The following is a 13,631-nucleotide window of genomic DNA, read 5'->3' on the forward strand; positions in this document are numbered from 1 at the left end:
GCCGCGGTCGTTCTCTCATCCTCCCGCCTCCTCCCCCATGAAAAATCCTGTTACGGATGATTACCCTTTCCGGTGACTCCCGCACTATCGGCACATCGATTTTTAACGCCACGCGCAGCAGGGATACCGGATTTATGTCGTCAATGCCTATCGCCACTCAGCCCACCCTGTACCGGATCCATCCGGCCAGTTTCCGTGACGGAAACGGGGACGGCGTGGGCGACGCACACGGCATGCTTGCGGCGCTGCCGTACCTGAAAGCGCTGTCGATCGACGGCCTGCTGCTGCCGCAGACGCTGGCGCCGGAGGCCGAGGCGACGGTGACGGGCGAAGGGCTGACGCTGTGGTACGGCGATGAAGCCAACCGCGTTCGCAATGCCGTCGCGCCGCAGCGGTTCGCCCACGGCGCGCTGGCGCTGGACGTGATGCCGTTCAGCGCGGAGAAGCTGGCGGCGGTGTTGCACGCCCGCCGCGCCACGTTAGCGGACAGCCTGTGGAGCACCGGGGACGCCGAGCAGCCAAGAGTGGTCAGCCGCTGGGGGCAAGGCGATTTGCGTTCCGCCGCCGCCTTTTTGACGCTGTTGGCGATGTTGCCGGCGCCGATCTGCCTGTATCAGGGCGAAGAGCTGGGGCTGCCGCATGCCGCCGGCCTGCAGGATCCGCGCGGCGCGCAAACGCCGATGCCGTGGCATGAAGCCCCCGAACAGGTCACCGCCGGGGAGATCAGCTGGTATCAGCAGGTGGCGATCGAACACCGCGCATTGGCCATCAGCCGCCAACAGCACGACAGCCACTCCACCTTACGTTACTGCCAGGCGCTGTTGGCCCTGCGCCGTTCGCCGCTCATCCAGCGCGGCGAGCTGAACGCGGTCAGCCAGCGGGACGGCGTGGTGCGCTTACTTATTACCCATCAGGATCAATGCCTTGAAGCGCTGATAAACCTGCAGCCTTATACTCAGGCGGCCGCGCCGTCTGAGGCGACCTTGCCGTTGGCATGGCAGCACGGCGCGCAGCAAGAGGGTCATCAATGGGTTTTGGCGGGCTTTGCCTCCGCCATTTTCACACGACATGTTAACTGCGAAAGCAGGGGAGTAACGCATGGCTAGCGTGACACTGCGCAGCGTTTATAAGGCCTTCGGTGAGGCCGTGATTTCCAAAGACGTCAATCTGACCATCGAAGACGGCGAGTTTGTGGTGTTTGTCGGGCCGTCGGGCTGCGGCAAATCGACGCTGCTGCGCATGATCGCCGGGCTGGAGGACATCACCTCCGGCGACCTGCTGATCGGCGAGAAACGGATGAATGAGGTGCCGCCTTCCGAGCGCGGCATCGGCATGGTGTTCCAGTCCTACGCGCTGTATCCGCACCTGTCGGTGGCGGACAACATGTCGTTCGGCCTGAAGCTGGCCGGCGCCAGGAAAGCGGAAATCAATCAACGGGTGAACCAGGTCTCCGAGGTGCTGCAGCTGGCGCACCTGCTCGATCGGCGGCCGAAGGCGCTGTCCGGCGGGCAGCGTCAGCGCGTGGCGATCGGCCGCACGCTGGTGGCCGAGCCGGACGTGTTTCTGCTCGACGAACCGCTGTCCAACCTCGATGCCGCGCTGCGGGTGCAGATGCGCATCGAGATCTCCCGTCTGCACAAGCGCCTGCAGCGCACCATGATTTACGTCACTCACGATCAGGTCGAAGCGATGACGCTGGCCGACAAGATCGTGGTGCTCGACGCCGGTCGCGTGGCGCAGGTCGGCAAGCCGCTGGAACTGTACCACTACCCGGCCAACCGCTTCGTCGCCGGGTTTATCGGCTCGCCGAAGATGAACTTCCTGCCGGTCAAGGTGACCGCTGCGCAGGCGCAACAGGTGCAGGTCGAACTGCCCAACCGTCAACTGGTCTGGCTGCCGGTGGAAGGCGCGGGCGTTCAGCCCGGCGCCAATCTGTCACTGGGCATTCGCCCCGAACATTTGCTGCCCGGCGAAGCCTCTGAAGTGCGGCTTACCGGCGACGTACAGGTGGTGGAGCAGCTCGGCAACGAGACGCAAATCCACATCCAAATCCCGGCCATCCGTCAAAACCTGGTGTACCGCCAGAACGACGTGGTGCTGGTAGAAGAAGGTGCCACATTCGCCATCGGCCTGCCGCCTCATCGTTGCCACCTGTTCCGTGAAGACGGTACGGCATGTAAACGGCTGCACCAGGAGCCGGGCGTTTAAAGCATCAAAGTCGGTATAACAGGAGAATAATGATGACTACTCTGCGCAAACTTCCTCTGGCACTGGCTGTCGCCGCCGGTGTTCTCTCTACTCAGGCGCTGGCCGTGGATTTTCACGGTTACGCCCGTTCCGGCATCGGCTGGACCGGCAGCGGCGGTGAGCAACAGTGCTTCAAGGCCACCGGCGCCGCGAGCAAATACCGTCTCGGCAACGAATGTGAAACCTACGCCGAACTGAAACTGGGGCAGGAAGTGTGGAAAGAAGGCGACAAGAGCTTCTATTTCGACACCAACCTGGCCTATTCGGTCTCGCAACGTTCCGACTGGGAAGACGTGACGCCGGGCTTCCGCGAAGTGAACGTGCAGGGTAAAAACCTGATCGACTGGCTGCCGGGCTCCACGCTGTGGGCCGGTAAGCGTTTCTATCAGCGTCATGACGTTCACATGATCGACTTCTACTACTGGGATATCTCCGGCCCGGGCGCCGGTCTGGAAAACATCGATCTGGGCTTCGGCAAGCTGTCCGCCGCCGTGACCCGCAACTCCGAATCCGGCGGCTCTTACGGCTATCTGGATAACGAATGGAAACAGCGTCCGACCGTCAACGACACTTTCGACCTGCGTCTGGCCGGCCTGGAGCTGAACCAGGGCGGCACCCTGGAGCTGGGCGTGGACTACGGCCGCGCCAATGCGCAGGATAACTACCGCCTGGCGGACGGTGCCAGCAAAGACGGCTGGATGTTCACCGCCGAACACACGCAAAGCATCCTGAACGGTTACAACAAATTCGTGCTGCAGTACGCCACCGACTCGATGACCTCGCAGAACAACGGCCGCAACGAAGGCGCCACCATCGATAACAACGGCAAGATGATCCGCGTGCTGGATCACGGCGCCATCGACTTCAACGATCAGTGGGCGCTGATGTACGTCGCCATGTTCCAGGACATCGACCGCGACAACAACAACGGCACCACCTGGTACACCGTGGGCGTGCGCCCGATGTACAAATGGACGCCGATCATGAGCACCTTGCTGGAAGCCGGCTATGACAACGTCAAATCCCAGCGCACCGGCGATCGCAACGGCCAGTATAAAGTGACCCTGGCGCAGCAATGGCAGGCGGGCAACAGCATCTGGTCGCGTCCGGCCATCCGCCTGTTCGCCACCTACGCCAAGTGGGATGAGAAGTGGGGCTACGCCACCGGCGATGATACCGGGTATAACGCCGGCACCGCTTACAACGACACCAGCATGCATACCTTCAGCCGCGGCAAGGATGACGAAGTCACCTTCGGCGCCCAGATGGAAATTTGGTGGTAACGACAGGACGGGGAGGGCCGCAGGCTCTCCCCCAATCGCATTCGCCGCGGCCGGATCTCTTGCCTGAACCATCGCGGCGCTGAAAGAGGATATAACGATGAAAAAGAATCTGCTGTCACTCTGCCTGTCGCTGGCGCTGACCGTCGGCGCGCCTTTGGCGGCCAATGCCGATACGCCGGCCAACGTTTCCGTCGCGCCGGCCATCAGCGCCGCCACGCTGCAAAGCCTGCCGTGGCAGCCGTTGCAGCCGCCGGTGTCGCAAGAGGTGAAGCTCGACGCCGTCAGCCCGCAGCTCAATCAGGGCGAGATCCAGGGGGCGATCGCCGCCTATACGTTGCCGGCCGATCGCGGTTCGCTGGAAGTGACGCTGAGCAGCCTCGCCAAAAACAATTCGCTGTACGCGCCGAGCGTGCTGGTGCTGGACGAGCATCTGCGCCCGGCGGCGTATTACCCGAGCAGCTATTTCCCTTACCAGCCGCCGGGGGCGATGTCCTCCGATCGTCTCGAAGGCACGCTGAAGCTGACGCCGGCGCTCGGTCAAAAACAGATTTACCTGCTGGTGTACACCACCCGTCAGGATTTGGCGAAAACCACGCAGCTGACTAACCCGGCCAAGGCCTACGCGCAGGGCGTGGGTAATGCGGTGCCGGATATCCCGGATCCGATCGCCGGCCACGCGACGACCGGCACGCTGAAGCTCAAGGTGACCGCGGAACAGGGCACCGGCAACGTGATGATCGGCATGCTGCAGCCTGCGCCGACCGTGGCGCCGGTGGTGGTGGGATCAAGCGCACCGGCCGCCGTGTCGGCGCCTGCGCCGACGCCGGAGAAACCGGCGGAGCCGATGCTCAACGACACCGAAAGCTACTTCAATAACGGCATCAAGCAGGCGGTGAAGGCGGGCGATATCGACAAGGCGCTGAAGCTGATGAATGAGGCCGAGAAGTTGGGCTCTACCACTGCGCGTAAAACGTTTATCAGCAGCGTTAAAGGCAAGGGGTAACACCCGGCGCTGCCGATGCTGGCTCGATGATTGGTGCGCCTTGGCGCACCTTTTTTCATCCGCGCGCCAGCGTTGCGCCGATCAACGCCAGCAGACGGGCGTTGTCCACCTGCTGCATGATGCGCACCGGCTTGCCCTGCGGCGGCGGCATACCGACCGTCAGGCGCAGGCCGCCCGGCCGCCAACGGCGTGAGCTGCCGCGCGTCAACGCCCCTTCCAGCGCCACATCCACATGGAACATTTCGGTCGTGACCAACTGCGGTTCCAGCAGCCAGGCGATCACCAGCGCATCATGGATCCAGCAGCCCGGCAGGTGCCGCGTATGGCGCGAATAGTCGATCCACGGCTGCGTGGTGGCGCGCAAATAACGGCACAGTGGGGTATCCGGCTGGGTCAGCGCGGCCAGATCCGCCTGGGTCAGCATGGTCTGGGTGGTGACGTCCAGCGGCGCCAGCGTGATATTGGCGCCGCTGTTTAACACCAGCCGCGCCGCTTCCGGATCCAAACCAAAATTGGTGTCCTTGATGTATCCTTCGACGTTGAACACGCCGCCCATGATCACGATCTCTTTCACCGCCTGCGCCATCTGCGGGTACAGCTGCATGGCGTGCGCAACGTTGGTCAGCGGGCCGATCGCCGCCAGCGTGATCTCGCCGGGATGCCGGCAGATCAGTTCGCCGATGGCGATGGCGGCGTCCGGTGCGGGCGCGTTGGCCAGCGAGGGGGCGGGCAAGTCGCGCCACAGCGCCGCCAGCTGAGGATCGGCGATCGGGCGGTCCAGATGGGCGCGCCACGGCTCCGGCGGCTCGCTCAGGGCGCGCGCCGCGCCGAGGGCGACCGGTACCCGGTAGCCGCTCTGCGCCAGCAGATCGGAGGCGACGGCGAAGCCCACTTCACGCGGGGTATTGCCGGCCACGATGCTGATCAGCTCCAGTTGCAGCTGCGGTTTGGCCGCCAGCGCCAGGGCCAGCGCCAGACCGTCATCGACGTTGGCGCCGGGAACGCCGTTGCCGGGATCGCAATCAATGATTAAACGCATAGTAAGGTGTCCTGAAAAACCGCTAACAGCCGCATGAGTGGCGGATGCGCAGTTGAAAAGCGAATTCATGCAGCTCGGCGGGCGCGGCGCCGGCGGCCAGCATGGCGATGGCCCGCTTGGCCATGGCGTCGATCGGCTGCTCGACCGCGCTGAGCGGCGGCACGCTGAATTCGGATTGCTGCGTGCCGTTAAAACAGATCAGCGCCAGATCGTCCGGCGCGCGCAGCCCATGCTCCGCCAGCGCCGACAGGCAGCCGAGCGCCTGCTGTTCATTAGAGGTGAAAATGGCGCGTGGACGCGGGCCTCGCACCAGGCGTTGTGTGGCCTGGTAACCGCCCTGGCGGGTGTAGGGCACCTCGAAAATCCACTCGTCGCGCGGCGCGATGCCCGCCTCCAGCAGCGCATCGCGCCAGCCGTTCAGGCGATCCTGCGCGTTGAGCATGGTCAGCGGGCCGATAAAAATGCCGATGTCGCGATAGCCGTGCTGCAGCAGATGGCGGGTCGCCTGGCAGGCGGCGTCGCGCTCGTCGACGCGAATGGCGCAGACCCCGGCCTGGCTGTCGATGGTATCTATCATCACGCAGGGCGTGCCGGAGGCGCGGATCAGATCGAACCACGGATGGCGATCGACGCTGGTGTACAGCAGGCCGTCGACCTGGCGGCGCAGCAGGTTGTTGATCAGCTCATATTCGCGCTGCCGGTCGTCGCCGGCGTCGCCCAGCAGCAGCACGCGGCCACGGCTGAAGGCTTCCTGCTGCAGCGCCCGCGCCAGCGTGGCGAAGAACGGGTTGGAAATATCCGGCACCACCAGCCCGTAGGTTTGCGTGCTGCCGGAGGCCAGCGCTCGCGCGATGTCGTTCGGCCGGTAGCCGGTCTGCTCGATCGCCGCCAGCACGCGCAGCCGGGTGGCTTCCGCCACCGGGCGCGGGCCGTTGTTGATCACGTAGCTGACCACGGCGACGGAGGTGCCCGCTATGCGAGCCACGTCGGCGCGGGTAACGCGGCGCGCGGAGTGATTATCCAAATTGAGGTCCTGTTCGCCTTCCCGCTACGCGGCATCCTGCGGCAGGTTGAGATCGCGGCCGCGGGTTTCGGGAGCAAAGAAGGTGGTGATTAAGCCGATGGCCGCCATTACAACAAAATAGCAGGCGACAGGCCACCAGTGACCGAAACCGGACAGCAGCGCGGTGGCGATCAGCGGCGCGGTGCCGCCGGAGAGGATCGACCCAAGCTCCTTGGCGAACGCCATTTTGGAGTAGCGGTTCTTCACGCCGAACAGTTCGACGCCATAGGCCGCCTGCACGCCGAAGATCCCCAGCGATGCGATGCACATGCCGACCACGATCACCGAGATGACGATCGCCGGCTCACGGCTGTCGAGCAGCCAGAACGCCGGGAAAGCGTACAGCACCAGCAGCAGGCAGAACCACCGGTAGGTGATGCGGCGGCCGAAGCGATCGGAGAGCCAGCCGGCCAGCGGGATCACCAGAAAACCGCACAGTGAGGCGATCAGCACCGCCAGCGCTGGCACTGATTTATCGACCATCAGCACCTTGGCGACATAGCCGACGATAAAGCCCTGGCACAGGTAGGAGGGGCCGTTTTCGCCGATGCGCAGGCCGAGCATCACCCAGAACGCCTTGGTGCGTTGCAGGTAGCTGCGTGAGTCCGGCGCGGCCTGGGCGGCGTCGAGCATGCGCTGGTGGTTTTGCTGCAGCTCGCGTTCGAACACTGGCGTTTCCCGCACGTGGCGGCGCAGGTACAGCGCCGCGCCGGCGATCAGAATGCTGGCGAGGAACGGAATGCGCCAGCCCCAGCTCATCAGGTCTTCCTTGTCCAGCTGCAGCACCAGCAGCCATACCAGCGACGCCAGCAGGGTGCCGCTGTTGGAGCCGATGGCGATGATCGACGCGACCAGCCCGCGCCGCTTGGCCGGCGCGTATTCCGCCAGCATCACCGCCCCGCCGGACAGCTCCGCACCGGCGCCGAACCCCTGCGCGAAGCGCAGGATCACCAGGCAGGCGGGCGCCCAGACGCCGATTTGCGCATAGGACGGGATCAGACCGATCAATGTGGTGGAGAGGCCCATCAGCGCCACGGTGGTGATCAGCACCACGCGGCGGCCTTTGCGGTCGCCGATCCAGCCGAACACCAGCGCGCCGATCGGCCGCGCGACGAAGCCGACGGAGTAGGTGGCGAAACTGGCCAGCAGCGCCACCAGCGGCGTGGCTTCGGGGAAGAACACGTCGCCGAACACCATGCCGGCCGCCAGGCCGTACAGCGCGAAGTCGACGTATTCCATGGCGGTGCCGAGCCAGCAGGAGAAGGTGGCGCGCCAAAATTGGCTGCGCCCCTCTTTGGTTGCCAGGCGTTCATCGGCCGCCAGCGCGGCGTCGGCGGTCTGTGAAGGGGCAAGCGTTGTTTCGCTCATGGCAGTGCTATCCTCTTTTGTTCTGCGCCTGGAGGAGCGCGGTTAAAGATGGTTTCCCTGGTGCCGGCAACAAAGGTGTGCCGACAAATCATGTCGGACGCATGGCGATTCAACGCTGCCGTATCAGGGTATCTACGCGCGTAGATAACACAACGCGAGGAAGCTGAAACTTTGCGGGCGATCACAGAATCGTCAGCGCGCCGGGAAATGAAGATAGAGAATGCGGATGGCAAAAAGATGACAGAACCCCGGTTTTTCCGGCCGACAGACCTGCCGTTTTCGCCACGAATCAGCCTGCCGCTTTCGCATTTCTGCGCTACAATGGGGGCCTGTTAACAGTTTGTATCGTCTGGCGCGCCGTACCGGCTGCGGTTCAGGCGAGGAGTAAAGCAATGTCTGGCATCAGGGATTCCATCCTGCCGCCGCTGGAGTGGTTATCCGAACAGGATCCTCCGGCGCCCGCCGCCGTCAGCGACTGGCTGATGGAGTTAGGCTCCATGACCCGCCGATTTGAACGCCATTGCGCCCAGGTGCGCGTTGAACCGCAGCGCGAATGCTTCGTCACGCGCGAGGCGCTGGGCGACGAGGCGAACCACCTGCCCGATAGCCCGCGCTACTGGCTGCGCGAAGTGGTGCTGCTGGGCGACGGCCAGCCCTGGCTGCTGGGGCGCACGGTGATCCCGGAACATACGCTGACCGGCCCCGACCAGGCGCTGGTGGATCTGGGGACGCTGCCGCTGGGGCGCTATTTGTTCAGCAGTGGCGATCTGACCCGCGACTATATCCATATCGGCCGACAGGATGCGCTGTGGGCGCGTCGTTCACGGTTGCGGCTGGCGGGCAAGCCGCTGCTGCTGACCGAACTGTTTTTACCGGCTTCGCCGCTGTATTCAGCGGTCCCCGCATAAGAGAGGAGAGCAAGACGTTGGAGGGAAGCGTGACTCAAAGTAAATGGCGGGCTTACAGCCATTTGATGCGCATTGATAAACCGATTGGCACGCTGTTGCTGTTGTGGCCGACGCTGTGGGCACTGTGGCTGGCCGGAAAAGGCGTGCCGCCGCTGTCGATTCTGGTGGTGTTCGTGCTCGGCGTGTTCCTGATGCGCGCCGCCGGCTGCGTGGTGAATGACTACGCCGATCGCGCGGTGGACGGCTACGTGAAACGCACCGCCGGGCGGCCGATGCCGAGCGGCCGGGTGAGCGCGAAAGAGGCCAAGGTGCTGTTCGTGGTGCTGGTGCTGATCTCGTTCTGCCTGGTGTTGACGCTGAATGCGATGACCATCTGGCTGTCGCTGGCGGCGCTGGCGCTGGCCTGGGTGTATCCGTTTATGAAGCGGGTGACCAACTTGCCGCAGTTCGTGCTGGGCGCCGCGTTCGGCTGGGGCATTCCGATGGGCTATGCGGCGGTCAGCGAATCGCTGCCGCTCAGCTGCTGGCTGCTGCTGCTGGCGAACATCTGCTGGACGGTGGCCTATGACACGCTGTATGCGATGGTCGATCGCGATGATGATCTGAAAATCGGCATCAAGTCCACCGCTATCCTGTTCGGGCGTTATGACAAGCTGATCGTCGGGCTGTTGCAGTTCGCGACGTTGTTGCTGCTGGTGTGGGTCGGTTATCTGGCGCAGCTCGGCGGCGCGTTTTACTGGTCGCTGCTGCTGGCGGGCGCACTGTTCATTCACCAGCAGAAGCAGATCGCCGGGCGCGAGCGCGACGCCTGCTTCAAGGCCTTTCTGCAGAACAACTATGTCGGGCTGGTGGTGTTTATCGGCATCGCGCTGAGCTATCTGCCGGCGTAACGGTTTCCTGCAGCAAGAAAAAAGGCACCCCAAGGGGTGCCTTTTGTGTTTCCGCGCCGGGCGAAATCACTCGTCTTTCTCTTCTTCCGCATCGGTTTTCGGCAGAGCGTTGGTCTCTTCCGGCATGTTGACGCTTTCGATGGTCAGCTTGATTTCCGGCGTGATCAGATCGCTCAGCATGCTGTACACCTCGAGGGTGTGCTCGCGGATCGCATCGCCGCTGTCGTTGATGTAGCCTTCTTCACGCAGCGTCGCCACCAGGGTGGAGAACACCGCCTTGTCGAAGAACTCCGGCGCATTGATGCCGTGCAGCACCGACAGACGTTGCGCCATGATGCGGCTCTCTTTCTCCAGCGCGCCGCGGTTGATGCTCGGGTTGGCGCTGAGGATCGACATGGTGATGGCGTAGCGTTGCAGGGTTTCGCGCACCCCGGCGGCCAGCAGCTGCAGCGGGCGAATGCGCGCCGGGTTGAGCACCAGATCGTCGCCTTTGTCGCAGATCAGCTGTTGACGGATCAGCTCGTCGATCATCGGCCGCAGCACCTCCGGCAGCTGTTCCTTGTCGTTATGCAGGAACAGCTCGGCTTTCAGCATCGGGTAGATCATGCCGATCTGGCGCAGCAGCTCGGCGCGCGACACCCGGCGATGATGCATCACGATGCTGGCGATCAGCGACGGCAACACCAGCAGATGGTGGATGTTGTTGCGGTAATAGGTCATCAGCACCGCCTGCTCGCGCGGCAGGATGATGATGTCGCCGATGCTGTCCTTCTCCACCTCGAACTTGTTCATGTTCAGCGCGTGATCCAGCAGCTCATCCGGCGTTTGCGTCGGCACGGTGACGTCACGCGCGTAAGGCGCGTTGCGCATCAGCTGCAGGTAGCACTCGAGCTGCTCGACCAGCTGCTCGCGGGTCAGCGAACGCTGACGCGAGGCCAGCAGCGCGGTGGAACACAGGTTCATGGCGTTGGCTGCGGCGGCATTGTTGATGCGCACCATGATCTGGCCGGCCAGATCGTTGACCGTCGGCGTCAGCCAGCTTGGACGCTGAGCCTCGATCGGATCGATCGATTCGCGCCACTGCGGCACGTTCTGGTTGAGGTAAGCCGTCAATGGCAGCGGTTCGCCGAAGTTGACGTATCCCTGGCCCAGGTTGCGCAGCTTGCGCAGGCCGCGCAGCATCTGCGGCAGGCTCTCTTTTTCCTTGGTGGCGCCGCGCAGCTCTTTGGCGTAGGTACCCACTTCCATCACGTGTTCGTAACCGATGTAAATCGGCACCAGCGTGATCGGACGGGTGCCGCCGCGCAGCATCGCCTGGATGGTCATCGACAGGGTGCCGGTCTTCGGCTCCAGCAAACGCCCGGTGCGGGAACGGCCGCCTTCCACGAAATATTCCACCGAGTAACCGCGGGTGAACAGCTCGCCGAGGTATTCACGGAACACCGTCGAATACAGCTTGTTGCCTTTAAAGGTGCGGCGGATGAAGAACGCGCCCAGGCGACGGAAGATCGGGCCCGCCGGCCAGAAGTTGAGGTTGATGCCCGCAGCGATGTGCGGCGGCACCAGGCCCTGGTGATACAGCACGTACGACAGCAGCAGATAGTCCATGTGGCTGCGGTGGCAGGGCACGTAGACGATCTCGTGGCCGTCCTGCGCCAGCTGGCGCACGCGCTCGGCGTTGGTGACGTTGATGCCCTGATACAGCCGGTTCCAGGTCCAGCTCAGCACGCGGTCGGACAGGCGCACGGTTTCGTAGGAGAAGTCGGCGGCGATCTCTTCCATCAGCGCGATGGCGTTCTGCTGGGCCTTCTCGTGCGAGATCTTCTTGCTGCGCGCTTCGTCCTCGACCGCTTTTTCGATCGCTTTGGACGCCAACAGCTTGTTGAACAGATCCTGACGGGCCGGCAGACTCGGGCCCACCGCGGCCAGGCGCTGACGCGAGAAGTGCATGCGCGCCACGCGCGCCAGTTTCTGCGCGATGGTTTTATCCGTGCCGTGTTCGGTAGCCATGCGGCGCAGCGACACGGTGTTGGAGAAACGCACGAAGCTGTCGCGGCCGAGCCACAGCACGGCGAAGAATTTCTGCACGCCGTTCAACAGACGCAGGTGCGGCGTGCCGTGGCCTTCGCGGCCCGGCGAACGGCCGAACATCACCGAAACCGGCAGCATCTGAATGTCGAGATCCGGGTTGCTGCGATGCAGATCCAGATAGTCGTGGAACAGCTTTACCGACTCTTCTTTTGGGGTGTAATAGCGGAATACGCGCGGGCCGTCGTGAATGAACACGTAGCTCGGCAGCACGGTGCCGTCGATCTCCAGCGAGTTGAGCGGATCGGGCAGATCCTGCGCCAGGCACTGGGTGCGCAGCGTCAGCAAATCCGCCTTGGAATTGTAAGGTAAAACATACAAAATCGGCCGTGAGGGATCCAACCCTAGCTCGGTAACCGGATCTGAAGGGATGACCTTACTTCTTACCAACAATTTAAGTGGTAAATTCAATATTTTATAATAAATTTTACGCCAACCTGACATAACAACGTGAAGCCTCTTGTTAGCAATGCGCCGCAAGCATACCAGAAACCGGGTAGCAGATCTGTGGTGTTCGAAAACCGAGAGCCGTCAGCGCGGACTGTTCTAGACTCTTTTTATTATGACCGACCTCTGAGAAAGGCACGAAAACATGGCAAACCAAGCAACCGGACTGACCCGCATCATCAAGGCAGCCGGCTATTCTTATAAAGGGCTATCCGCCGCCTGGCAGCACGAAGCGGCTTTCCGCCAGGAACTGGTGGTCACCCTTCTGGCTATCATACTGGCTGTCTGGCTGGATGTGGGTGCGATAGCGCGCATTTTATTGATCGGATCGGTAGCGCTGGTGATGATCGTCGAGATCCTGAACAGCGCGATCGAGGCGGTGGTGGATCGCATCGGCAGCGAACATCACGAGCTGTCCGGGCGGGCCAAGGACATGGGATCGGCGGCGGTGTCGCTGGCGATCGTGCTGGCGCTGTTCGTTTGGGGCACGGTCTTATGGCAGCATTTCGGCTGACGAAAAGCGCCTACTGACTGATTTTTATTTATTCTTCGGTTCCCAATCCGCGCTTACCTGTATATACTCACAGCAAGACTGTATAAACAAACAGGGGGCGGAATGAAAGCACTAACTACCAGACAGCAAGAGGTCTACGATCTGATTCGCGAGCACATTTCGCAAACGGGCATGCCGCCAACGCGTGCCGAGATCGCGATGCGTCTGGGGTTCCGTTCGCCTAACGCCGCCGAAGAGCACCTGAAGGCGCTGGCACGCAAAGGCGTGATCGAAATCGTCTCCGGTGCCTCGCGCGGTATCCGTCTGCTGATGGAAGAAGAAGAAGGGCTGCCGCTGATCGGCCGCGTCGCCGCCGGCGAGCCGCTGCTGGCGCAGCAGCACATCGAAGGGCACTACCAGGTGGATCCTTCCCTGTTTAAACCGAGCGCCGATTTCCTGCTGCGGGTGAACGGCATGTCAATGCGCGACATCGGCATTCTGGACGGCGATCTGCTGGCGGTGCACAAAACGCAAGACGTGCGCAACGGCCAGGTCGTGGTCGCGCGGATCGAAGACGAAGTGACGGTCAAGCGCTTGAAAAAGCACGGCAACGTGGTTGAACTGCTGCCGGAGAACAACGAATTCCAACCGATCGTGGTCGATCTGCGTCAGCAGAATTTCACTATCGAAGGGCTGGCGGTCGGCGTGATCCGCAACGGCGACTGGATTTAATCGCCGCGCCATCACCGCCGCTCCCTGTATCAATCGCCCCTGTTTTGGGGCGTTTTTGTTTCTGACTTCG

12 protein-coding genes are annotated in these 13,631 nt (G+C 62.8%); 8 read left to right on the forward strand and 4 right to left on the reverse strand.

All coding sequences use genetic code 11. The annotated features are described in order from the left end of the window. Nucleotides 1-134: 134 nt before the first annotated feature. The 4 genes from MMS95_RS24260 to malM all read left to right on the forward strand — a co-directional run bounded on the left by MMS95_RS24260 (nt 135) and on the right by malM (nt 4,533). Nucleotides 135-1,106, forward strand: a complete 972-nt coding sequence (locus tag MMS95_RS24260) for a hypothetical protein (RefSeq protein ID WP_015379234.1) — start codon at nt 135-137, stop codon at nt 1,104-1,106. After that, nucleotides 1,099-2,208 (forward strand): maltose/maltodextrin ABC transporter ATP-binding protein MalK, encoded by a 1,110-nt coding sequence (gene malK, locus MMS95_RS01515; RefSeq protein WP_049241402.1) that lies wholly within the window; start codon nt 1,099-1,101, stop codon nt 2,206-2,208. The genes MMS95_RS24260 and malK overlap by 8 nt, the downstream gene beginning before the upstream one ends. A gap of 32 nt (nt 2,209-2,240) precedes the next feature. Beyond that, nucleotides 2,241-3,530, forward strand: coding sequence for a maltoporin (locus tag MMS95_RS01520; RefSeq protein ID WP_277951776.1), 1,290 nt, complete (start codon nt 2,241-2,243; stop codon nt 3,528-3,530). 97 nt (nt 3,531-3,627) lie between these two features. Continuing rightward, complete coding sequence (malM, locus tag MMS95_RS01525) at nt 3,628-4,533, forward strand: maltose operon protein MalM (protein WP_242141339.1); 906 nt, start codon at nt 3,628-3,630, stop codon at nt 4,531-4,533. A 55-nt stretch (nt 4,534-4,588) separates the two neighbouring features. Here the strand turns inward: malM and MMS95_RS01530 are convergent, their stop codons facing one another. The 3 genes from MMS95_RS01530 to MMS95_RS01540 are packed head-to-tail and all read right to left on the reverse strand — an operon-like array spanning nt 4,589 to nt 8,003. Next, nucleotides 4,589-5,572 (reverse strand): nucleoside hydrolase, encoded by a 984-nt coding sequence (locus MMS95_RS01530; RefSeq protein WP_242141340.1) that lies wholly within the window; start codon nt 5,570-5,572, stop codon nt 4,589-4,591. A 22-nt stretch (nt 5,573-5,594) separates the two neighbouring features. Further along, nucleotides 5,595-6,596 (reverse strand): LacI family DNA-binding transcriptional regulator, encoded by a 1,002-nt coding sequence (locus MMS95_RS01535; RefSeq protein WP_154871706.1) that lies wholly within the window; start codon nt 6,594-6,596, stop codon nt 5,595-5,597. Between the two features lie 24 nt (nt 6,597-6,620). Beyond that, complete coding sequence (locus MMS95_RS01540; RefSeq protein WP_016930279.1) at nt 6,621-8,003, reverse strand: MFS transporter; 1,383 nt, start codon at nt 8,001-8,003, stop codon at nt 6,621-6,623. A 392-nt stretch (nt 8,004-8,395) separates the two neighbouring features. Here MMS95_RS01540 and ubiC point away from each other — a divergent pair, with 392 nt between their 5' ends. Both ubiC and ubiA read left to right on the forward strand, forming a co-directional pair. Then, nucleotides 8,396-8,911 carry a chorismate lyase gene (ubiC, locus tag MMS95_RS01545; protein WP_015379228.1) on the forward strand — a complete coding sequence of 172 codons (516 nt, stop codon included), beginning with the start codon at nt 8,396-8,398 and terminating at the stop codon, nt 8,909-8,911. Nucleotides 8,912-8,928: 17 nt separating this feature from the next. Further along, entirely contained in the window at nt 8,929-9,801 is an 873-nt protein-coding gene (gene ubiA, locus MMS95_RS01550) for a 4-hydroxybenzoate octaprenyltransferase (protein WP_015379227.1), read from the forward strand. A 66-nt stretch (nt 9,802-9,867) separates the two neighbouring features. Here ubiA and plsB read toward each other — a convergent pair whose 3' ends face one another. Next, entirely contained in the window at nt 9,868-12,333 is a 2,466-nt protein-coding gene (gene plsB, locus MMS95_RS01555) for a glycerol-3-phosphate 1-O-acyltransferase PlsB (protein WP_015379226.1), read from the reverse strand. A gap of 148 nt (nt 12,334-12,481) precedes the next feature. Between plsB and MMS95_RS01560 the strand changes: the two genes are divergently transcribed. Beyond that, nucleotides 12,482-12,850, forward strand: coding sequence for a diacylglycerol kinase (locus MMS95_RS01560; protein ID WP_015379225.1), 369 nt, complete (start codon nt 12,482-12,484; stop codon nt 12,848-12,850). 102 nt (nt 12,851-12,952) lie between these two features. Next, on the forward strand, nt 12,953-13,561 hold the full coding sequence (gene lexA, locus MMS95_RS01565) for a transcriptional repressor LexA (protein WP_004936736.1): 609 nt from the start codon (nt 12,953-12,955) through the stop codon (nt 13,559-13,561). The last annotated feature ends 70 nt before the right edge of the window (nt 13,562-13,631 follow it).

The sequence above is a fragment of the Serratia sp. PGPR-27 genome (genome assembly GCF_022678525.1).
In the GTDB taxonomy this organism is placed as follows: Bacteria; Pseudomonadota; Gammaproteobacteria; order Enterobacterales; family Enterobacteriaceae; genus Serratia; species Serratia nematodiphila.

Bases quoted from the DNA above. Each gene is read 5' to 3' on its own strand.
- MMS95_RS24260 (WP_015379234.1), top strand. From the start codon at position 135: ATGTCGTCAATGCCTATCGCCACTCAGCCCACCCTGTACCGGATCCAT.
- malK (WP_049241402.1), top strand. From the start codon at position 1,099: ATGGCTAGCGTGACACTGCGCAGCGTTTATAAGGCCTTCGGTGAGGCC.
- MMS95_RS01520 (WP_277951776.1), top strand. From the start codon at position 2,241: ATGACTACTCTGCGCAAACTTCCTCTGGCACTGGCTGTCGCCGCCGGT.
- malM (WP_242141339.1), top strand. From the start codon at position 3,628: ATGAAAAAGAATCTGCTGTCACTCTGCCTGTCGCTGGCGCTGACCGTC.
- MMS95_RS01530 (WP_242141340.1), bottom strand. From the start codon at position 5,572: ATGCGTTTAATCATTGATTGCGATCCCGGCAACGGCGTTCCCGGCGCC.
- MMS95_RS01540 (WP_016930279.1), bottom strand. From the start codon at position 8,003: ATGAGCGAAACAACGCTTGCCCCTTCACAGACCGCCGACGCCGCGCTG.
- ubiC (WP_015379228.1), top strand. From the start codon at position 8,396: ATGTCTGGCATCAGGGATTCCATCCTGCCGCCGCTGGAGTGGTTATCC.
- plsB (WP_015379226.1), bottom strand. From the start codon at position 12,333: ATGTCAGGTTGGCGTAAAATTTATTATAAAATATTGAATTTACCACTT.
- MMS95_RS01560 (WP_015379225.1), top strand. From the start codon at position 12,482: ATGGCAAACCAAGCAACCGGACTGACCCGCATCATCAAGGCAGCCGGC.
- lexA (WP_004936736.1), top strand. From the start codon at position 12,953: ATGAAAGCACTAACTACCAGACAGCAAGAGGTCTACGATCTGATTCGC.